Origin of the sequence: Pseudomonas asiatica, assembly GCF_040214835.1 — a bacterium.
Lineage (GTDB): Bacteria > Pseudomonadota > Gammaproteobacteria > Pseudomonadales > Pseudomonadaceae > Aquipseudomonas > Aquipseudomonas putida_Z.
Window position 1 is genome coordinate 5,286,732 of record NZ_CP157874.1, and the last position, 20,383, is coordinate 5,307,114.

Annotated in this window: 17 protein-coding genes and 1 riboswitch; of the genes, 5 read left to right on the forward strand and 12 right to left on the reverse strand. The window is 64.8% G+C overall.

Features of this window, described 5'->3' with window-relative positions; translation table 11 throughout:
- Positions 1–54: 54 nt before the first annotated feature.
- The 3 genes from ABNP31_RS23650 to asd are packed head-to-tail and all read left to right on the forward strand — an operon-like array spanning position 55 to position 3,317.
- A complete protein-coding gene (locus ABNP31_RS23650) occupies positions 55–1,590 on the forward strand; it encodes an HDOD domain-containing protein (RefSeq protein WP_085663538.1) in 1,536 nt (511 codons plus the stop codon).
- A gap of 44 nt (positions 1,591–1,634) precedes the next feature.
- Complete coding sequence (locus tag ABNP31_RS23655) at positions 1,635–2,444, forward strand: rhodanese-like domain-containing protein (protein WP_085663537.1); 810 nt, start codon at positions 1,635–1,637, stop codon at positions 2,442–2,444.
- A 9-nt stretch (positions 2,445–2,453) separates the two neighbouring features.
- Positions 2,454–3,317, forward strand: coding sequence for an archaetidylserine decarboxylase (asd, locus tag ABNP31_RS23660; protein WP_350012823.1), 864 nt, complete (start codon positions 2,454–2,456; stop codon positions 3,315–3,317).
- A 131-nt stretch (positions 3,318–3,448) separates the two neighbouring features.
- Here asd and serB read toward each other — a convergent pair whose 3' ends face one another.
- Positions 3,449–4,663 carry a phosphoserine phosphatase SerB gene (serB, locus tag ABNP31_RS23665; protein WP_025340836.1) on the reverse strand — a complete coding sequence of 405 codons (1,215 nt, stop codon included), beginning with the start codon at positions 4,661–4,663 and terminating at the stop codon, positions 3,449–3,451.
- Between the two features lie 135 nt (positions 4,664–4,798).
- Here serB and ABNP31_RS23670 point away from each other — a divergent pair, with 135 nt between their 5' ends.
- Positions 4,799–6,256, forward strand: coding sequence for an AhpA/YtjB family protein (locus ABNP31_RS23670; protein WP_238066987.1), 1,458 nt, complete (start codon positions 4,799–4,801; stop codon positions 6,254–6,256).
- A gap of 159 nt (positions 6,257–6,415) precedes the next feature.
- Here the strand turns inward: ABNP31_RS23670 and ABNP31_RS23675 are convergent, their stop codons facing one another.
- The 9 genes from ABNP31_RS23675 to ABNP31_RS23715 form a co-directional block, all read right to left on the reverse strand.
- On the reverse strand, positions 6,416–7,126 hold the full coding sequence (locus ABNP31_RS23675) for a PqiC family protein (RefSeq protein ID WP_025340838.1): 711 nt from the start codon (positions 7,124–7,126) through the stop codon (positions 6,416–6,418).
- A gap of 172 nt (positions 7,127–7,298) precedes the next feature.
- On the reverse strand, positions 7,299–9,557 hold the full coding sequence (parC, locus tag ABNP31_RS23680; RefSeq protein WP_085663535.1) for a DNA topoisomerase IV subunit A: 2,259 nt from the start codon (positions 9,555–9,557) through the stop codon (positions 7,299–7,301).
- A gap of 10 nt (positions 9,558–9,567) precedes the next feature.
- Positions 9,568–10,086 (reverse strand): retropepsin-like aspartic protease family protein, encoded by a 519-nt coding sequence (locus tag ABNP31_RS23685; protein ID WP_025340840.1) that lies wholly within the window; start codon positions 10,084–10,086, stop codon positions 9,568–9,570.
- On the reverse strand, positions 10,083–11,069 hold the full coding sequence (locus ABNP31_RS23690; protein WP_025340841.1) for an esterase-like activity of phytase family protein: 987 nt from the start codon (positions 11,067–11,069) through the stop codon (positions 10,083–10,085). Before ABNP31_RS23690 ends, ABNP31_RS23685 begins: the two co-directional genes overlap by 4 nt.
- Complete coding sequence (gene parE / locus ABNP31_RS23695; RefSeq protein ID WP_015272020.1) at positions 11,066–12,970, reverse strand: DNA topoisomerase IV subunit B; 1,905 nt, start codon at positions 12,968–12,970, stop codon at positions 11,066–11,068. Before parE ends, ABNP31_RS23690 begins: the two co-directional genes overlap by 4 nt.
- Positions 12,971–13,005: 35 nt before the next feature.
- Positions 13,006–13,614: a YqiA/YcfP family alpha/beta fold hydrolase gene (locus tag ABNP31_RS23700; RefSeq protein WP_238066989.1), complete on the reverse strand. Its 609-nt coding sequence runs from the start codon at positions 13,612–13,614 to the stop codon at positions 13,006–13,008.
- 275 nt (positions 13,615–13,889) lie between these two features.
- Positions 13,890–14,690 carry a 3',5'-cyclic-AMP phosphodiesterase gene (gene cpdA / locus ABNP31_RS23705; protein WP_085663534.1) on the reverse strand — a complete coding sequence of 267 codons (801 nt, stop codon included), beginning with the start codon at positions 14,688–14,690 and terminating at the stop codon, positions 13,890–13,892.
- An 85-nt stretch (positions 14,691–14,775) separates the two neighbouring features.
- Entirely contained in the window at positions 14,776–15,228 is a 453-nt protein-coding gene (locus ABNP31_RS23710) for a DUF1249 domain-containing protein (protein WP_016501905.1), read from the reverse strand.
- Complete coding sequence (locus ABNP31_RS23715; protein WP_015272022.1) at positions 15,219–15,836, reverse strand: NUDIX domain-containing protein; 618 nt, start codon at positions 15,834–15,836, stop codon at positions 15,219–15,221. The genes ABNP31_RS23710 and ABNP31_RS23715 overlap by 10 nt, the downstream gene beginning before the upstream one ends.
- A gap of 185 nt (positions 15,837–16,021) precedes the next feature.
- On the opposite strand from ABNP31_RS23715, the gene ABNP31_RS23720 reads away from it, so the two are divergent.
- On the forward strand, positions 16,022–16,768 hold the full coding sequence (locus ABNP31_RS23720) for an RsiV family protein (protein WP_025340845.1): 747 nt from the start codon (positions 16,022–16,024) through the stop codon (positions 16,766–16,768).
- On the opposite strand, the gene cytX is transcribed toward ABNP31_RS23720, so the two are convergent.
- Positions 16,737–18,020, reverse strand: a complete 1,284-nt coding sequence (cytX, locus tag ABNP31_RS23725; protein WP_350012824.1) for a putative hydroxymethylpyrimidine transporter CytX — start codon at positions 18,018–18,020, stop codon at positions 16,737–16,739. The genes ABNP31_RS23720 and cytX overlap by 32 nt on opposite strands.
- 173 nt (positions 18,021–18,193) lie before the next feature.
- Positions 18,194–20,074: a phosphomethylpyrimidine synthase ThiC gene (gene thiC, locus ABNP31_RS23730; protein WP_025340847.1), complete on the reverse strand. Its 1,881-nt coding sequence runs from the start codon at positions 20,072–20,074 to the stop codon at positions 18,194–18,196.
- Between the two features lie 154 nt (positions 20,075–20,228).
- A riboswitch (TPP riboswitch) is annotated at positions 20,229–20,335 on the reverse strand.
- Between the last annotated feature and the right edge of the window lie 48 nt (positions 20,336–20,383).

Genomic DNA, 20,383 nt, shown 5'->3' on the forward strand with positions numbered 1-20,383 from the left:
CTGCGCCAGACTATAGCCACTCAATGCGAAAAGCCAGTTCGGACTGATGTCAAAATGCCAATTGAAACCAAGGTGCCCGCTCAGGCTCCACGTACGCTAGAGGCCTGGGTAAAGCTGCTCGAGAGTGTTCGCATCCCCGTGCCGAAGCACAGCTACGACCGGGTCATGGCCGCCATCCACGATAGCCGCCGCTCGCTGCGCGATATCGCCGAACTGATGCAGGATAGCCCGGCACTGGTGCTGTCGGTGATGCGCGAAGCCAATCACCCCACCAATGCCAGCCTGGCAGAGCCCGCCGAAAGCCTGGAAGTCGCCCTCAACCGTCTGGGCCTGGAGCGCAGCGAACAGCTGCTCAAGCGCCTGCCAGCAGTGCCCGTCGAAGAGATCCCGCCGGTACTGTGCCAGTTCCAGCTGATCAGCCAGCACGCCTCGCAGCAGGCCAGCGGCCTGTTCGCCAGCCGCCTGGCACGGCTGTGGCAGGAAATCCACTGGGGCAGCCTGTTGTTCCTGTCGCCACTCTGGCCGCTGGCGCTGGCCTACCCCAAGCTGCTCGATACCTGGGAGCTGCGGGTTATCCACAAGGGCGAAGACGCCGCCCATGTCGAGGAAGAACTGTTTGGCGTGCGCATCATGGAGCTGTGCCAGACCATGGCGGAGTACTGGCGCCTGCCACAATGGGTGACCCAGGGTTACCGCCTGTTGCTGGAAGAACGCGAACAACTGGCCCAGGTGCTCAGTATCGCCCGCGACCCGGACCTGCTCAGCCAGCAACACCGCCTGGACGCCGAGCCTGGCCTGCGCCGCTGGTTCAACCAGCCGGCCAACACCGTGCTGCTGGCCAACAACCTGGCCCTGGCGGCACAGGTGGGCTGGGACAACCCACACCTGCTGCGCTGGCAGCTGTTGACCGCACTGTACCTGCAGACCTCGCTGGAAGACGTGCAGCAGCAGGTGCACCAGCAGGCTGCGGCCAGCGCCCGCCGCCATGCCCAGCATGCCCTGTTCCACCCGGCCGAAGCGCTGATCTGGCCCTGGCACCAGCGCCGCCCGCACCCAGACATGCTGGCTCCGCCACCGCCCACCAGCGACGAACTGGCGCGCTGGCGCAAGCTGTGCCAGGACCTTCTGGCCCAGCCCAGCCCGTTCACCAACAGCGTGCACCTGGCCACGCAGGTTATCGAGGCCCTTCTGGCCTCTGGCATGCAGCGGATCCTGCTGCTGAGCCTGGACAAGGCCAAAGACGAGCTGCGCGTGCAGCAGATGGCCGGCCTGCCCAAGGAAGCCGGGGCGCTGGTGCTGCCGGTGGCGCAGAACAAACTGCTGCAAAAGCTGCTGGCCAAGGCCGGGCAATTGCGTATTACCCCGGAAAACCACAGCCAGTTCTCGGCCCTGCTGCCGGCCCCGCTGCGTGCCTTGTTCCGCAGCGAACACGTGCTGCTGCGCTCGCTGGCGGTGGCGGACCAGGTGCTGATGCTGATGGTGGCTGACCAGGGCTGCCGGCCGCTGGCCGACATCAGCGTGCAAGCCTTCGGCAAGACCGCACAGTGCACCGAACGGGCGCTGTCGGTGTTTGCCAACCGCAAGGCCTGAGCCTTGCGCTACAATCGCCCCTCTTTCCACACTGGAGACCGTGGATGACTGACTTTTCCGGCCTGCCCCTGGTGATCGAAGCCGCGGACCTGCTGCCGCGCCTGGATTCGCCACAGCTGATCCTGGTCGACCTGAGCAGCGCCAACCGCTATGTCAGCGGGCATATCCCCGGCGCACGCTTTGTCGAAGGCAAGCGTACCCAGCTCGGCCAGCCCCCCGCGCCCGGCCTGCTGCCGGCCCTGGGCGAGCTGGAAAAGCTGTTCAGCGAACTCGGCCACCGCGACGATGCCGTGTATGTGGTGTATGACGATGAGGGCGGCGGCTGGGCCGGGCGCTTCATCTGGCTGCTCGACGTGATCGGCCACAAGCGTTACCACTACCTCAATGGCGGCATCCAGGCCTGGCCCGCCGACAAGCTCTCCACAGAAGTGCCCGCCAGCGGCAACACGCCGGTGCGCCTGCGCATCGACAGTTCGCCCACCGCTACCCGCGAGTACCTGCAAAGCCGCCTGGGCGCCGACGACCTGGTCATCTGGGACGCCCGTGGCCCGCAGGAATTCAGCGGCGAGAAAGTGCTGGCAGCCAAGGGCGGCCACATCCCCGGCGCGATCAACTTCGAGTGGACCGCCGGCATGGACCTCAACGACCACCTGCGCATCCGCCAGGACATCGCCGAAGTCCTGCAGAAGCTGGGTATCACCCCCGACAAGGAAGTGATCACCCACTGCCAGACCCACCGCCGCTCCGGTTTCACCTACCTGGTGGCCAAGGCCCTCGGCTACCCGCGCGTCAAGGCCTACGCCGGCTCGTGGAGCGAATGGGGCAACCACCCGGACACGCCTGTAGAAGTCTAAGGAACCTGCATGAAATCCCGTTTGTTCATCATCAGCCAGTACCTGCTGCCGCACCACCTGCTGTCGCGGCTGGCCGGCTGCATCGCCGAGTGCCGCGTGCGCTGGTTCAAGAACGCCTTCACCGCCTGGTTCGCCAAGCGTTACCAGGTCAACATGAGCGAAGCGCTGGTCGAGGACCTGAGCGCCTACGAGCACTTCAATGCATTCTTCACCCGCGCCCTGAAGCCGGGTGCCCGCCCGCTGGACGAGACCCCGGGCGCCATCCTGTGCCCGGCCGACGGTGCCGTCAGCCAGCTTGGCCCGATCGAGCACGGCCGCATCTTCCAGGCCAAGGGCCACGGTTTCAGCGCGCAGGAGCTGCTGGGCGGTGACCCGGCCATGGCCGCGCCGTTCATGGGCGGCGAGTTTGCCACCATCTACCTGTCGCCCAAGGATTACCACCGCGTGCACATGCCGCTAGCCGGTACCCTGCGTGAAATGGTCTACGTGCCGGGCCGCCTGTTCTCGGTCAACCAGACCACCGCAGAGAACGTCCCCGAGCTGTTCGCCCGCAACGAGCGTGTGGTATGCCTGTTCGATACCGAGCGCGGGCCGATGGCCGTGGTGCTGGTTGGCGCGATGATCGTCGCTTCGATCGAAACCGTGTGGGCCGGGCTGGTGACGCCACCCAAGCGGGAACTGAAGACCTTCCGCTACGACGAAGCCAGCCGCGCGCCGATCCACCTGGAGAAAGGCGCCGAACTGGGCCGTTTCAAGCTTGGGTCGACTGCTATCGTGCTGTTCGGGCCGGAGCAGGTGAATTGGGCGGAGAACCTGGGTGCTGGTTCCGCAGTGCGCATGGGGCAGCAGTTGGCGGTGCCTGCGCAGGCTTGATTGCCTGATGGAACCTGGGGCCGCTTTGCGGCCCTTTCGCGACACAAGGCCGCTCCTACAGGAGATATGCGATTCCCTGTAGGAGCGGCCTTGTGTCGCGATGGGCTGCGAAGCAGCCCCGGATTCTCAGATCAGCCGCGCGCGTCGCGGTCCCGCAGGCCCAGCAGATACAACACCCCATCCAGCCCCAGGGTAGAAATCGCCTGCTTGGCCGACTGGCGCACCAGCGGCTTGGCGCGGAACGCCACGCCCAGGCCGGCCAGCGACAGCATCGGCAGGTCGTTGGCACCGTCACCCACGGCAATGGTCTGCTCCAGCTGCAAGCCTTCTTCGCTGGCCAGCTTCTGCAGCAGCTCGGCCTTGCGCTGGGCATCGACGATCGGCTCCACGGCCACGCCGGTAACCTTGCCATCGACCACTTCCAGCTCGTTGGCGAACACATAGTCGATGCCCAGGCGCGCCTGCACCTGGCGGGCAAAGTAAGTGAAGCCACCGGACAGGATCGCCGTCTTGTAACCCAGGCGCTTGAGCTCGGCAAACAGGTTCTCGGCACCCTCGGTCAGGCGCAGCGACGCACCGATCTCGTCCAGCACGCCCACATCCAGGCCCTTGAGCAGCGCCATGCGCTCCTTGAAGCTGGCACGGAAGTCCAGCTCGCCACGCATCGCGCGCTCGGTGATCGCGGCTACCTGCTCACCCACGCCAGCGGCCTTGGCCAGTTCGTCGATGACTTCGGCTTCGATCAGCGTCGAGTCCATGTCGAACACCGCCAGGCGGCGGTTGCGGCGGAACAGGTCGTCCTTCTGGAAGGCGATGTCGATGCTCAGCTCTTCAGCCAAGGCGAAGAAGTCGGCACGCAGCGCCTGGGCATCGCTCGGCACGCCGCGTACGGAAATCTCGATGGCCGCCTTGCCCTTGTCGGTCTCGGCATCCAGCGCCACACGGGCCGACAGGCGCTCGATGCGCTCGATGGTCAGGCCGTACTGGCTGATCACCGCACTCACCCGCTGCAGCTGCTCGGGGGTGATCTTGCGGCTGAGCAAGGTGACGATGTGGCGCGCCTCGCCGTGGCCATCGGCCCAGTGCTGGTAGTCCGCCTCGGAAATCGGCGTGTAGCGGGCCTGCAGGTTCAGTTCGTGGGCCTTGGCCTGCACGCTCTGCAGCAGGGAGGTAGCCACTTCGTTGTCCGGGATATCGACCAGGATGCCGAACGACAAGGTACCGTGCATGACTGCCAGGCCAATGTCGAGGATGCTCACACCGCCCTGCAGCAGGACGCCGGTGATAGCCGCAGTGAGACCGGGACGGTCCTCACCGGTGATGTTGATCAGGACGATTTCGCGCACAACCTGGCTCCGACTTCGATGAAAAATGCGCATTCTACCGATTTTCAGTGACCGTCGGGCGCCAACGATACTTTGCCGACAAAACCCGGCTCGCTATACTGCCCCACACTTTCATGCCATTAAGAGCCGAGCTCAGTGAACCGGCCCACGCCCGTCAAAGCAGACAACTTCTTCCTGATGATCTATCGCGCCCTGAGTCAACGTCGCGTGCCGCTGGCACTGCGCATCGCCTGCACCAACATTTTCCTGGTGGCGCTGGCGTTGGTGATCTACGCCTGCGTGATGGGCCTGCAGTTCAAGCAGGCCATGCACGAGCAGGCCGATGCCCTGGGTCAGAGCCTGACCACCCAGACCGCCACCTCGGCGACCGAGCTGCTGGTGGCCAACGACATCCTCAGCCTCAACGTGCTGCTCGGCAACCTGGTGAAAAACCCACTGGTGGCCCATGCAGCGATCTACAGCGTGGACAACCGCATCCTCGCCGAGGCCGGCCAGCGCCCGCGCAACAGCCTGCTGGGCGAGGCCGAAGGCCTGTACCAGACCAAGATCACCTTCCAGGACGTGACCGCCGGGCAACTGCGTATCAGCCTGGACATGAGCCAGTTCCAGCAGCCGATGCTGATCAGCCTGCAGAGCATGGGCATACTTGCCGCCATCCTGCTGGTACTGGCGCTGACCCTGAGCCTGCGCCAGGGCCGCTTCATCACCCTGCCGCTGCTGCAGCTGCGGGTGTGGCTGCGCGACCCGCAACCCTATACCCCGGCCACCGACCGCCAGGACGAGATCGGCGACATCGCGCGCCAGCTGCACGCGCGCCTGGCCCCGCCGCCGCCACCTGAGCCGGAGCCCGAAGAAGAGGACGACGAGCAGTTCGACGACCTGCACGACGCCTCCCCGGCAGCCAAGGCTGCACCGCGCGCCAAGCTGGCCGCCCAGGCGGACGAGGATGACGATGAAGCCTTCGCCGGCCTGCTGGACGACGAAAGCGCGCCCAAGGCCGCCGTGGTCGAATCCGACGAGCCGCAGTACAGCGCCGTGCTTGCCGTGCAACTGGGTTCGCAGGAGCAGCTGCGTCGCCTGCCGCGCACGCGCCTGACCGAGCTGACCGAGCGCTACCGCGATTGCCTGGAGCACGCCGCCTCGCTCTACGACGGCGAAACCCACACGCTCAACGACGGCAGCACCCTGGTGCTGTTCCACAGCCGCGACTGCGGCGAGGACTACCTGACCAACGCCATCTGCTGCGGCGAGCTGTTGCGCGCCCTGGGCCATGCCCTGCAGATCGAGGTGGCAGACAGCGGCATTACCCTGCAGCTGCAACTGGGCCTGGCCCTGGGCAACGACCTGCAAGGGCTGGAGCTGGTAGACCTGCTGATGGCCGAAAAGGCCCAGGACGCCCTGGCGCTGTCGCAGCACAGCCGCAACCTGTTGCTGGTGGAGCGGCAGATCAGCGATGACACGCTGATTCGCCAGCGCGCCCGCATTCGCCCGATTGCCAGCCCCGAGGGTGCCTGCTGCGTGGAGCGCCTGATGGAGCCCTACCCGTCGATGCTGGAGCGGCAGTTGGCGCGGATGCACGAACGCCGGGTCTGATACCGGTCTGGCCTCTTCGCGGGTAAACCCGCTCCCACAGGGCCTGCACCAACCTGTGGGAGCGGGTTTACCCGCGAAGAGGCCAGCACAGACAGTACAAAAATTGCAGATACGAAAAAGCCCGCATCGTTGCGGGCTTTTTCGTATCTGGCAGTTGGATCAGAACCGATAGACTTCCATATCGGTTCGAATCGGCGCAGCCATCGGGATCTTGGATTTCTCCGGCGTCTTTTTCACCTGCACCGGAGCAGCCGGCTTTTTTGGCGACTCTTCGGCAATCGCCGGCTGGTTGGCCAGCGGCTTGACCGCAGTGCTCAGCTGTTCGGCCAGCTTCTGCAGCAACTGGCCCTGGGCCTGTACCTGCGACGCCTCGCTGCCCGCGTGTGGCTGCTCGAGGTGAACGATGCGGTTGTCACGCACATGACCACGGCGGTCCAGCAGGCGCCACTGGGCATCCAGGACGGCCGGCTGGTCCTTGCCCGAGTCCAGGCGAGTAATCGACAGCAGTACTTGTACATCCGGGTTGAAACCGGTCGCCGCCGGGGCCAGCACCACGCGCTGGCTGTCCAGGCGCCAGGCGAGTTGGCGCACCAGCAGCTGGTCGATATCCGACGAAAGGCTGCCGGCCCAACGACCGTCGGTCGCCGAACTCAGGCTGCCATCGGCCTGACGTTGCAGGAACGTTTCACGTTGCAGGTAATCGGCAACCGATACCGGGCCGAGCACCACGGCCATGCCCGCACTCTGCGAAGGCTGGCCAGGATCACCACTGTCGAGCTGGTACAGGGCAACCGGCTGGTGCATGGTGCACCCGCCAAGGCCCAGCAGGCCAGTCATCAACAGCGCAAATGGAAGGCGCAGAAATTTCATCATCCCATCCAGGCGGTCGCCAAAAGGCCAACCGCAGTGATACACATAGATTCAAACGGGCACACGGCCACGCCGGCACCGCAAGGGCCATATCATCCGCGAAATAACCGTCCGACTCCAGCATTTCTGCCCGGAACGACGCTGAAATTGCCGTTCCAGACATTTCAACCGGTTACGCCGGCACTTCCACCTGCAACCCATCGACCCGCTGGAACCCGCGTGGCAGCTTGCTGCCGCGCCGTCCGCGCTCGCCCTTGTAATGCTCCAGGTCGTCCGCTTTCAGAGATAGGGTACGCTTGCCGGCTTGCAATACAAGTGTCGCGCCATCGGCAATCACAGCCAGATCGGTAACAAATTCTTCACGGCTGGCTACCCGGTCGCCCGGCACCCCGATGATCTTGTTGCCCTTGCCTTTGCCCAGCTGAGGCAGGTCGCTGACCTTGAACACCAGCAGACGGCCTTCGGTGGTCACCGCCGCCAGCCAGTCCTGCTCGCGGTTGGCCACCGGGCGCGGGGTCATGACCTTGGCACCGTTGGGCAGGCTGAGCAAGCCCTTGCCGGCCTTGTTCTTGGCCTGCAGGTCTTCACCCTTGACCACGAAGCCATAGCCGGCGTCCGAGGCCACCACGTACAACGCATCGTCGTCCGGCAACAGCACGCACTCGAAGGTGGCCCCCGGTGGTGGCGTCAGGCGACCGGTCAGCGGTTCACCCTGCCCACGCGCCGACGGCAGGGTGTGGGCGGCCAGCGAGTAGCTGCGGCCAGTGGAGTCGATGAGCACGGCAAACTGGTTGGAGCGCCCGGCGGCGGCGGCCTTGAAGCCATCGCCGGCCTTGTACGACAGGCCGGTGGCATCGATGTCGTGGCCCTTGGCGCAGCGCACCCAGCCCTTCTCAGACAGCACCACGGTGACCGGCTCGGTCGGCATCAGTTCGTTTTCCGACAGCGCCTTGGCCTCGGCACGCTCGACGATCGGCGAGCGGCGGTCGTCGCCATAGGTTTCGGCATCCTTGATCAGCTCGCTGCGTACCAGTTTGCGCAGCTTGGCATCGCTGCCCAGCAGGGCGAGCAGTTTGGCCTGCTCTTTCAGCAATTCATCCTGCTCGCCGCGGATCTTCATCTCTTCCAGGCGCGCCAGCTGCCGCAGGCGGGTCTCGAGGATGTAGTCGGCCTGGATTTCGGTCAGGTCGAAACGGGCGATCAGGGCTTGCTTGGGCTGGTCCTCGGTACGGATGATGTGGATAACTTCATCCAGGTTGAGGAACGCGGTCAGCAAACCTTCCAACAGGTGCAGGCGCTTCTCCACCTTGTCCAGGCGGTGCTGCAGCCGGCGACGGACGGTAGTGGTACGGAACTCCAGCCACTCCAGCAGCAGCGCTCGCAGGTTCTTCAGCTGTGGCCGGCCGTCCAGGCCGATGATGTTGACGTTGACCCGGTAGCTGCTTTCCAGGTCGGTGGTGGCGAACAGGTGCTGCATCAGTTCATCGGCATCCACGCGGTTGGAGCGCGGAATGATGACGATGCGGCACGGGTTCTCGTGGTCCGACTCGTCACGCAGGTCGGCGACCATCGGCAGCTTCTTGGCCTGCATCTGCGCTGCGATCTGCTCCAGCACCTTGGCCCCGGAGACCTGGTGCGGCAGCGCGGTGACGACGATGTCGCCATCCTCGACGCGGTACACGGCGCGCATGCGGATGGAGCCGCGGCCGCTTTCGTACATCTTGAGGATTTCTGCCCGCGGCGTGACGATCTCGGCCTCGGTCGGGTAGTCCGGCCCCTGGATGTGCTCGCACAGCTGCTCGATGGTGGCCTTGGGCTCGTCGAGCAGGCGCACACAGGCCGTGGCCACTTCACGCAGGTTGTGCGGTGGCACGTCGGTGGCCATGCCCACGGCGATACCAGTGGTGCCGTTGAGCAGGATGTTGGGCAGGCGCGCCGGTAGCACGGCCGGCTCCTGGAGGGTGCCGTCGAAGTTGGGCACCCAGTCCACGGTGCCCTGGCCGACTTCGCTGAGCAGCACTTCGGCGTAGCGCGAAAGACGCGCTTCGGTATAACGCATGGCGGCGAACGACTTCGGATCGTCCGGCGCACCCCAGTTGCCCTGGCCGTCGACCAGGGTATAGCGGTAGCTGAACGGCTGCGCCATCAGCACCATGGCCTCGTAGCAGGCCGAGTCGCCATGGGGGTGGAACTTGCCGAGCACGTCACCGACGGTACGCGCCGACTTCTTGTGCTTGGCATCGGCATCGAGCCCCAACTCGCTCATGGCGTAGACGATGCGTCGCTGCACCGGCTTCAGGCCATCGCCGATGTGCGGCAGGGCGCGGTCCATGATCACGTACATGGAGTAGTTGAGGTAGGCCTGTTCGGTGAAGTCAGCCAGCGAGCGGCGTTCCACGCCGTCCAGGCTGAGTTCCAGTGAGTCGCTCATGCGGGCCTCGTCATTTCAGGTTCTGGCGCAGCAGCATGGTGCCGCCGCGCTGGGTAAATTCAAGTTGTTTCAGGGCACTCATGCCCAGCAATACGGTCTGCCCGTCCAGGCCCGGCACCACGATGGCGCGCACGTCCTGCAGGCGGATATCCCCCAGTTGCAGGCTGGCCAGGCGCGTGCGGTAGCCTTCTGTACGGCCGTTGGCGGTACTGAGCTGCACCGGGCTGCCACGCTCCAGGCCCAGCTCGCGGCCCAGCGCCTCGGGGATGGCCACGTCGGTGGCACCGGTGTCGAGCATGAAATGCACCACCTGGCCGTTGATTGCGCCATCCATCACGAAGTGGCCCTGGCCGTTGCCCAGCAGGCGCACCTCGATAAAGCCTTCGCCATGCGACGACTGCACCTGGGCATTGGGGTTGCGCTGGCTGTCTTCCCATTGGCCGAAGAAACGCGTGGCAAGGAACAGCGCCGCCGCCCAGGCGACGATCATCAATACCTTGCCAGCCCGCTTGCCCGGTGCCTGGCTCATGGCTTGGCGCTCCATCCGCCTTCCGGCGCATCGAAGCGCCAGACGATCGGGCGTGCCTCGCCATCGGCGCGGGCGCCGTTGTTGTTGTCCACACCGATCCAGGCGCCCTTGGCATCGATCACCAGGGCCTCGGCCAGGCCGAACGGCTGTTGATAGCGGCGCGACTCGACCAGGGCATCGGCAGCGAACGACCAGCAGCGCTCGACCTTGCCACTGTCGGTATCCCGACGACAGACCCGGTAGGCGTTGCGTTCGAGGGTGAACAGCTTGCCTTCGAACCAGGCAAGGTCAGCGAAGTCGCGCGACAGTGCCTGGGCATTGGGCATCTGCGCCGGCTGCATTTCAACGCCAGCCTCGCTCAGCAGCACGCAGCTGCGGCCACAGGTCCACACCGATTGCTGGCGCTCGATGGCCACCAGGCCCCGCCGCTCGCGCTCGGCGGCCAGCCACAGGCGGTCACCCGCCGGGTTGATCGCCAGGCCTTCGAACAAGGCGTTGAAGTTCAGCAGCATGCCGCTGGCCCGGGCCTGACGAACCATGGCCGGGTCGATCTTCAACCAGTCCGCTTCGCCTTCCAGCGGCAGTTGCAGCACCGCGGCATGCGCCTCGCTGACCAGGTACAGGTTACCCGCCTGGTCACAGCTGATACCTTCGAAATCCAGCTCGCCACCACGAATATACGACGCCGCCCAGTTGCGCGACTTCAGGCCCCACGGCAGGCCACTTTCCGGCACCGCTGGCGGGGTGAAGGTGAGCGGCTGCGCGCGCCAGGTCGGGTTTTGCTGGTCGAAGCGGTAGATACGGTCGTCGTCGCGGTCGGACACGCCCCACAGCCCGCCCCGGCATTCCACCAGGCCAGACAGGTTGCCACCGCGCATGCCTTCGATCGGGTGCTCGGCGCTCAGCTTCAACTCTGGCCAGTTGCCCGCCAGGCTCGGCAGGGCAACCAGCGCCAGGCAGGCAGCCAGAAGCCGCCGAATCAAACCATGACCTCGGCCAGGTTGCCCTTGGTTTCCAGCCAGCTCTTGCGGTCACCCGCGCGCTTCTTGGCCAGCAGCTTGTCCATCAGCTCGCAGGTGGCCTGCACATCGTCCAGGGTCAGCTGCACCAGGCGCCGGGTGTTCGGGTCCATGGTGGTCTCGCGCAGCTGTGGCGGGTTCATCTCGCCCAGGCCCTTGAAGCGGGTGACCTGTGGCTTGCCGCGTTTCTTCTCGGCCACCAGGCGATCGAGAATACCGTCGCGCTCGGCCTCGTCGAGGGCGTAGTAGATTTCCTTGCCCAGGTCGATGCGGTACAGCGGCGGCATGGCCACGTACACATGCCCGGCCTCGACCAGCGCGCGGAAGTGCTGGACGAACAGCGCGCACAGCAGCGTGGCGATGTGCAGGCCGTCGGAGTCGGCGTCGGCGAGGATGCAGATCTTGCCGTAGCGCAGCTGCGCAAGGTCAGTGGCCCCCGGGTCGACGCCAATGGCCACGGCGATGTTGTGCACTTCCTGGCTGGCCAGGACTTCGCCACCGTCCACTTCCCAGGTGTTGAGGATCTTGCCACGCAGCGGCAGGATCGCCTGGAATTCCTTGTCGCGTGCCTGCTTGGCCGAGCCACCGGCCGAATCACCCTCGACCAGGAACAGTTCGGCGCGCATCGGATCCTGGCCGGCGCAATCGGCCAGTTTGCCGGGGAGTGCCGGGCCCTGGGTGATGCGTTTGCGTTCGACCTTCTTGCTGGCCTTCAGGCGGCGCCCGGCGTTGCTGATGGCCAGCTCCGCCAGTTGCATGCCCAACTCGGGGTGGGCGTTGAGCCACAGGCTGAAGGCATCCTTGACCACGCCGGAAACGAAGGCCGCCGCCTCGCGCGACGACAGGCGCTCCTTGGTCTGCCCGGAGAACTGCGGGTCCTGCATCTTCATCGACAGCACGAAGGTGATGCGTTCCCAGACGTCTTCCGGCGCCAGCTTCACGCCGCGCGGCAGCAGGTTGCGGAACTCGCAGAACTCGCGCATGGCATCCAGCAGGCCCTGGCGCAGGCCGTTGACGTGGGTGCCGCCCTGGGCGGTAGGGATCAGGTTGACGTAGCTTTCCTGGATGCTGTCGCCGCCTTCTGGCAGCCACAGCAAGGCCCAGTCCACCGCCTCCTTGTTACCGGCCAGGCTGCCGCAGAACGGCTCGTCGGGCAGGCGCTGGAACTCGTTTACCGAGTCCACCAGGTATGAGCGCAGGCCGTCCTCGTAGTGCCATTCGACCTTCTCGCCGCTGGCCTTGTCCTCGAAGCTGACCAGCAGGCCCGGGCACAGCACGGCCTTGGCCTTGAGCACGTGCTTGAGGCGGCTGATGGAGAACTTCGGCGAATCGAAGTACTTGGGGTCGGGGCTGAAGTACACGCTGGTACCGGTGTTGCGCTTGCCGACCGAGCCGACCACTTCCAGCTCGCTGGCCTTGAAGCCATCGGCGAAGGTCATCTGGTATTCGTTGCCGTCACGTTTGACGCGCACGCGCACCTGGGTCGACAGGGCGTTGACTACCGAGATGCCCACGCCGTGAAGGCCACCGGAGAACTGGTAGTTCTTGTTGGAGAACTTGCCGCCGGCGTGCAGTTTGGTGAGGATCAGCTCGACCCCGGAAACGCCCTCTTCCGGGTGGATGTCCACCGGCATGCCGCGGCCATCGTCGCTGACTTCCAGCGAGTGGTCGGCATGGAGGATGACCTGCACCGAACGGGCGTGACCGGCCAGGGCTTCGTCGACACTGTTGTCGATGACTTCCTGGGCCAGGTGGTTGGGGCGGCTGGTATCGGTGTACATGCCCGGCCGCTTGCGGACCGGGTCAAGGCCCGAGAGGACTTCGATGGCGTCTGCGTTATAGGCGCTAGCGCTGGGAGTGGCCATAGGGTCTCGTCGTCAGTCTGGTGAATGCAAAAAAGTCAAAATACAGAAAAATCGAGCGCTGCGTACTGCCCACGGGCAATGCCGGCAAAGGCCAGCAGTGCCGGCAGGCGCTCGGCGAAGCCCTGGAAGCTGTGGTCGCCACCGGCCTGGATGCGCAGGGCACAAGCACGGTAATAGCGCTCGGCGTGGCGATAGTCCAGGGTTTCATCGGCGGTCTGCAGCCACACTTGATAGCGGCTGGCGTCCACCGGGGCTGGTACTTCCAGCTCGGCCAGGGCCTGCACGTGATCGTGGGTCAGCTCCCAGGCTTCACCGGTGTAGTGATTGTGCTGGGGACCCAGGTAGCCGTCGAAATGCTTGTGCGGTGTTACCGCCGGGTTCACCAGCAGGGCCTTGAGGCCGTGGCGCTCGGCCAGACAGGTGGCATAGTAGCCGCCGAGCGAACTGCCCACCAGCAGTGGCGCGCCCAGCTCGGCGATGGCCGCTTCGAGCTGGGCGATGGCCTGCCGTGGGTGGTGGTGCAAGGCGGGCACCCGCAATTGGGCCGACAGGCCCAGTTGCTGCATCACGGCCTCGAGTTGGCGCGCCTTGGTCGAAAGTGGCGAGCTGTTGAAGCCATGGATATAGAGGATGGAACCCGACATGCTGCCCCCGGAATCTGTGGCTTCGCGCCCGGTGATATGGGCGCAGGGACGCGCAGTGTAGCGCGTTCGCCGGGTTTTGACGCAGTGTCACGGGTTTCGCAACAATTTCTTCACCGAAGTCGCAACCACAGTTCCCTGTAGGAGCGGCCTTGTGTCGCGATGGGTCGCGAAGCGGCCCCCGGGTTTCAGCTGCGCCACAAATATTGCCGGGGCCGCTCTGCGGCCCATCGCGACACAAGGCCGCTCCTACAATTGACCGCGTCTGCAGCCGCAGCTCAATAGCCAGGGCTATCGAAGTCGAGCTTCACTTCGAAGTCCAGTGCCCGCTCCACACCGGTCTCCAACCGCCCGTCGGCGTGCAGGCGCAGCCAGCGGTATCCAGGCTGCTCCTCGCTCACTTGAAAATCCTCGCTACGCGCCGCGAACTGGATACAGGTCGACGGAGTGGCCAGCAGGCGCAGGCCGTCGCGCACTTCATCCCATTCCTGGTGCACATGCCCCCACAGCAGCGCCCGCACCTGTGGATAACCCTCGACGATATCGAACAGCGCCTGGGCATTGCGCAAGCCGATCGGCGCGATCCAGGCACAGCCGATATCCACCGGCTGATGGTGGAAGCACACCAGGCAATGCCGTTCACCCGCCTCTCGCAAGGCCGTTTCCAGCGCTGCCAGCTGATCACCCTCCAACAGCCCATGCGTCGCCCCGGGTACGGCCGTGTTGAGCATGACGATGCGCCACGCACCGATATCGGTCACCGCCTGTACCAGCTCCGGCGCCACTTGCGCCATGACTCGGGCCTCGTCATGGTTGCCAGGCAACCAGCGGGTGGGTACGGCAAATGGCGCGGTCAGCTCACGGAATGCTTCATAGGACGCCACGCTGGCGTCCTGGGACAGGTCGCCAGTGCACAGCAGCAGGTCGACAAGCGGTTGCTCCCGCCGCACCTGGGCCACTACATGGCGCAGGCTGTCACGGGTATTGAGGCCCAGCATGCTGCCGGCCGGGTCGGCGAACAGGTGGGCATCGGTCAGTTGCACCACATGCACGGGGCGCGATTGGTCTGGCTGCGGCAACGGCCGTCTCCTCGAACGGATTCAGCGCGAATTATGGCTGCACAACGGGTGCTAGCAAACACCCACGAACGACCTGCGTCACACTTCAGCGAACGCTCGCCAGTTCGTGACCACAAGCCAGGCAGTGGCTCAGCCATTCACCGAGGAACAGGTTGAGCTGGGCCTTTTCGTCCGGCTGGTGCATGGCCTCGTTCGGATACGGGTAGATGCTGCGCAGGCGCCGGGTGTGTTCGGCACTGACCACTTCGGCCATGCGCGCATCGTGGTACACCTGCACTTCCAGGTGCGGCACCGGCAACCATGGCAGGCTGTGCTCCTGGCGCACGTGCAGGGTGGTGGTATACGGGCAGGCCAGCACCACGTCGAGCACCAGCACGCCGAGCATCTGGTCGCCCTGGGTCATGCCGATGCGGCGCGAGCTCTGGGTGGTGCGCATGTCGGGCAACAGGCGCATCAGCCGGGCGTAGTTGGCCTCGCAGGCTGCCTGCAGCCCGACCAGGTCGACCCGATAACGCTCGCGCAGCAGGTTCACTTCCACATACCTCGTACTTCGTCACGGTTCAGCGCCAGCCATTGCAGGCCGATGATGGTCGCCGCGTTGCAGATGCGCCCGTCGCGCACCGCCTGCATGGCATCCTCGAACGACCACACGCGCACGCGAATGTCCTCGCCCTCTTCTTCCAGGCCATGCAGGCCGCCCGCCCCTTCACTGCTGCAACGGCCGAGGAACAGGTGAACGTATTCGTCACTGCCGCCGGGCGACGGGAAGTAACGGGTCATCGGCCACAGGGCGCTGAAGGCCAGGCCGGCTTCTTCTTCGGCTTCGCGGTGGGCGACTTCCTCGGGTTGCTCGTCCTTGTCGATCAGCCCGGCCACCATCTCGATCAGCCAGGGGTTGTCGACCTTGTCCAGTGCACCGACACGGAACTGCTCGATCAGCACCACTTCATCGCGCAACGGGTCGTACGGCAGCACGCACACCGCATCATGGCGCACAAACAGTTCGCGGCTGATCTCGCGGCCCATGCCCCCGGCAAACAACTCGTGGCGCAGGCGTAGCTTGTCGAGCTTGTAAAAGCCCTGGAAGCAGTTGGCCCGCTCGATGATTTCGAAGCCCTTGGGCACTGAGTTCAACGCGTCTGACATGGAAATCCTCATTACCTCGAATACCGCATCGCGCCATCCTACTCTGCACGCCTGCCGGTTTCATCCCTTTCCGGCAACCGTTCGCGCACTCGGGACAGCGCGCCTTCTCTCTGTTAGCTTAGTGGCGAACTGAAGGCCGCGCAGACGGTCAAAGGCCGACTTTTCCCTGTTCTGCAAGGATCCTCATGACACTTGTCAAACTGACTTCCGTGGCTGTGCTGGCCCTGGCCCTGGGTGCCTGCCAAAGCCTGTTCACGCCCAACTACCGGGCGCCGCTCGAGGTCAAGCGTGATGCCTGGGAGCATGTCAAACCCGGCTGCAGCGAAAGCGACTGCCCACTGGTGAACATCGACATGATCCACTTCCCGGCCTTGCCCAAGCTCGATGGCATCGTCGAGAAACGCCTGCTGCAACTGACCGAAGACAACCAGCGCGGCAACGCACCGACCAGCCTGCAAGCCTACGAGCAGCAGTACCTGGCCAGTGCCGACAAGCGCAACAGCAGCTACCTGCAGGCCAAGGTACGCGAGCAGCATGACGGACTGGTGATCATCGAACTGTCCAGCTACCTGGACAGCGGCGGCGCCCATGGCATGCCCGGGCGTGGTTTCATCAACTATTCGCGCAAGCTGGACAAGGTGCTGACCCTGCAGGACATGCTGGTGCCTGGCCAGGAAGACACCTTCTGGAAAACAGTCGAGGAGTCGCACCGCGCCTGGCTGATCAGCGTAGGCATGGACAAGGACGCCGAGTTCATCAAGACCTGGCCGTTCAAGCAGTCGCCGCACGTCGCCCTGACGTACGGCGCGGTGGTGGTCAAGTACGAGGTCTATTCAATCGCGCCCTACTCCATGGGCCACGTGGAGTTGAAGATCCCGTACCCACGCCTGAATGGCGTGCTCAAGCCCGAGCTGTTTCCCGGCCGCGGCTGAAGCTCAACAGCCCGTGCAGTAGCCCTGCCAGTAGCAATGCTGGCAGGGTCGCACCCAGGTCGGGCGCTTGCGCGGCGATCAGATGGTACGCGGCAACGCCCACCGCCCAGGCCAGCAGTGCCTGCCAGTGCAAGCCATGCACCTGTGCCGGCAAGCGACGGCGACGGATCACGTAATGGTCCATCAATACCACACCGAACAGCGGTGCAAACACCGAGCCGATCAGCAGCAGGAAGTTCTCGTACTGTGCCAGTGGCGCCAGCAAGGCGATCAGCGTGCACAGCACGCCAATGGCCAGCGCCAGGTGCTCGACCTTCAGGCGCACCAGCACGCCGGTGGAAACGGCTGCCGAGTGAATGTCGGCAAAAGCCTTTTCCGACTCGTCCAGCAGAATCAGCAGCAGTGGAATGCCCATGCCGGCGCCCGCCAGGGCCAGCAGCAGGGCGTTGGCTTCGCCACTGCCGGCGAAGGCCAAGGTGTAGCCCACACCCAGGCTCATCAGCCAGGTGTTGCCGATGAAGTAGCCCAGCACCGTACCGCCGAATACATGTTTGCCGTTACGGGCAAAACGCGAGTAGTCGGCGATCAGCGGCAACCACGACAGCGGCATGGCGATGGCGATGTCGAAGCCCACGGCCAGCGACATCGAACCGTCACCGGCACGGTCCCACAGTGCCGCCAGGTCGGCCTTGGCGAACAGATTCCAGGTCAGCCACAGGCAAGCGCCCAGCAGCAGCCAGATGCCCCAGGTGCGCAGCACCTTGCGCACGAACGCCAGCGGCCCACCGACCGCGAGCAGGGTGGCCAGGGCGCCAAAGCACAGGGTCCAGAGCACAGGGCTGTTCCAGGCGCTGGCTTCGCCGAACGCCCGCGCGCCCAGCAGGCTGGCGGCATCGCGCATGACGATGATCTCGAACGCGCCCCAGCCCACCAGTTGCAGCAGGTTGAGCAGCGCCGGCAAACGCGCGCCGTGGCCGCCCAGGCTCAGTTTCAGGGTGCCCATGGCCGACAGGCCGGTATCGCTGCCGATGACACCGGCAGCCCCCAGCAGCAGCACACCCACACCGGTGCCCAGGGCGATAGCCAGCACCGCGCCGGCAAGGCCCAGGCCAGGGGCCAGCATGGCGCCGACCTGCAGCACCATCAGGCCGATGCCGAGGGAGAACCATAGCGAGAACAGGTCGCGGGCGCCGAAGATGCGCTGGGCGGTGGGGACCGGGTGGTCGGGGGAGAATTGGCTGGGGGTGGTCATGCTTTGACACTCGGCAAGGTATTGGATTAGACGCGGTCGCTGTAGGAGCGGCCTTGTATCGCGAAAGGGCCGCAAAGCGGCCCCAGGCTTTCAGCTTCGCGGCTGAAATTGCCGGGGCCGCTTCGCGGCCCATCGCGACACAAGGCCGCTCCTACAGAGGGCAGCGCTGCGACTTAGACTTTGTGATACAGCTGGCTGCCTTCCTGGCGGAACCGCTCGGCCTGCTCACGCATGCCTTGCTCGACCGTCACATCCACGGTTTCGATCTTGGCGGCGTATTCGCGCACTTCCTGGGTGATCTTCATCGAGCAGAACTTCGGCCCGCACATCGAGCAGAAGTGCGCGACCTTGGCCGATTCCTTCGGCAGGGTTTCGTCGTGGTAGGCACGGGCAGTGTCCGGGTCCAGGCCGAGGTTGAACTGGTCTTCCCAACGGAACTCGAAGCGTGCCTTGGACAAGGCGTTGTCACGAATCTGCGCACCCGGGTGGCCCTTGGCAAGGTCGGCGGCATGAGCGGCGATCTTGTAGGTGATGATGCCGGTCTTCACGTCATCCTTGTTCGGCAGGCCCAGGTGCTCCTTGGGCGTGACGTAGCAGAGCATCGCGCAACCGAACCAGCCGATCATCGCCGCACCAATGCCCGAGGTGATGTGGTCGTAGCCAGGAGCGATATCGGTGGTCAGCGGGCCGAGGGTGTAGAACGGCGCCTCGTCGCAGCACTCCAGCTGCTTGTCCATGTTCTCCTTGATCAGCTGCATCGGCACGTGGCCGGGGCCTTCGATCATGCACTGCACGTCGTGCTTCCAGGCGATCTTGGTCAGCTCGCCAAGGGTTTCCAGCTCACCGAACTGCGCGGCATCGTTGGCGTCGGCAATCGAGCCGGGGCGCAGGCCGTCGCCCAGCGAGAAGCTGACGTCGTAGGCCTTCATGATTTCGCAGATTTCGTCGAAGTGGGTGTACAGGAAGTTTTCCTTGTGGTGCGCCAGGCACCACTTGGCCATGATCGAGCCACCACGGCTGACGATGCCGGTGACGCGCTTGGCGGTCAGCGGCACATAGCGCAGCAGCACACCAGCGTGGATGGTGAAGTAGTCCACGCCCTGCTCGGCCTGCTCGATCAGGGTGTCGCGGAACAGCTCCCAGGTCAGGTCTTCGGCCACGCCGTTGACCTTTTCCAGGGCCTGGTAGATCGGCACGGTACCAATCGGCACCGGCGAGTTGCGGATGATCCACTCACGGGTTTCGTGAATGTGCTTGCCGGTGGACAGGTCCATGACCGTGTCCGAACCCCAGCGGATGCCCCAGGTCAGCTTGGCCACTTCTTCCTCGATCGAGGAACCCAAGGCGCTGTTGCCGATGTTGCCGTTGATCTTCACCAGGAAGTTGCGGCCGATGATCATCGGCTCCACTTCCGGGTGGTTGATGTTGGCCGGGATGATCGCGCGGCCACGGGCGATTTCCTGGCGAACGAACTCGGGGGTGATTTCTTTCGGAATGTTGGCCCCGAAGCTGTGGCCGGCGTGCTGCTCGTCGAGCAGGCCGGCGGCGCGTGCCTCTTGCAGCTTCATGTTTTCGCGGATGGCCACGTATTCCATCTCGGCGGTGATGATGCCCTGGCGGGCATAGTGCATCTGCGAGACGTTGGCGCCCGCCTTGGCACGGCGCGGGTTGCGCACGTGGGCGAAACGCAGCTTGGCCAGTTCGGCATCGTTCAGGCGCTGCTGGCCGAAGTCGGAGCTCAGGCCGGCCAGGCGCTCGGTGTCACCGCGTGCCTCGATCCACGCCGAACGCACGTCGGCCAGGCCCTTGCGCACGTCGATGACAACGTTGGGGTCGGTGTACGGGCCGGAAGTATCGTAGACCAGCACCGGGGCATTGGACTCGCCACCGAAATCGGTCGGGGTGTCGTCCAGGCTGATTTCACGCATGGGCACGCGGATGTCCGGGCGCGAGCCTTCGACATACACCTTGCGCGAACGCGGGAACGGTTGCACGGACTGCTGATCGACTTGTGCCGATTCGCTGAGGTTGATCGCTTTTTCTTGTTTGGTCATCACAGGCTCTCCAGACGGCTTCCTAGCAGTGGAATGTCGGGGTGAACCTGAAAGGCGCGGACGCACCCTTGATGGGTGCAGTGCCGGATATGGGGGTGCCTGAAGCTGCATGCAGCTGCGACATTCCCGGACCTGGCACAAGAGGCTCCCCGGGAAGGCGAGCAATCTTGTTCCCTACGCAGGCGCTAACCTGATCAGGTTCAACGGGATCCGCAACTTTGCGATCTCAGCCTTTGCTTCAAGGCACCCCGACAAGAACATGCGCAGTCTAGACTGGAGTGGTCGGCAAAGCCAAGCAGGTAAATGCGC

Bases quoted from the DNA above. Each gene is read 5' to 3' on its own strand.
- ABNP31_RS23650 (WP_085663538.1), top strand. From the start codon at position 55: ATGCCAATTGAAACCAAGGTGCCCGCTCAGGCTCCACGTACGCTAGAG.
- ABNP31_RS23655 (WP_085663537.1), top strand. From the start codon at position 1,635: ATGACTGACTTTTCCGGCCTGCCCCTGGTGATCGAAGCCGCGGACCTG.
- asd (WP_350012823.1), top strand. From the start codon at position 2,454: ATGAAATCCCGTTTGTTCATCATCAGCCAGTACCTGCTGCCGCACCAC.
- ABNP31_RS23675 (WP_025340838.1), bottom strand. From the start codon at position 7,126: ATGAAATTTCTGCGCCTTCCATTTGCGCTGTTGATGACTGGCCTGCTG.
- parC (WP_085663535.1), bottom strand. From the start codon at position 9,557: ATGAGCGACTCACTGGAACTCAGCCTGGACGGCGTGGAACGCCGCTCG.
- ABNP31_RS23685 (WP_025340840.1), bottom strand. From the start codon at position 10,086: ATGAGCCAGGCACCGGGCAAGCGGGCTGGCAAGGTATTGATGATCGTC.
- parE (WP_015272020.1), bottom strand. From the start codon at position 12,970: ATGGCCACTCCCAGCGCTAGCGCCTATAACGCAGACGCCATCGAAGTC.
- ABNP31_RS23700 (WP_238066989.1), bottom strand. From the start codon at position 13,614: ATGTCGGGTTCCATCCTCTATATCCATGGCTTCAACAGCTCGCCACTT.
- ABNP31_RS23715 (WP_015272022.1), bottom strand. From the start codon at position 15,836: ATGTCAGACGCGTTGAACTCAGTGCCCAAGGGCTTCGAAATCATCGAG.
- ABNP31_RS23720 (WP_025340845.1), top strand. From the start codon at position 16,022: ATGACACTTGTCAAACTGACTTCCGTGGCTGTGCTGGCCCTGGCCCTG.
- cytX (WP_350012824.1), bottom strand. From the start codon at position 18,020: ATGACCACCCCCAGCCAATTCTCCCCCGACCACCCGGTCCCCACCGCC.
- thiC (WP_025340847.1), bottom strand. From the start codon at position 20,074: ATGACCAAACAAGAAAAAGCGATCAACCTCAGCGAATCGGCACAAGTC.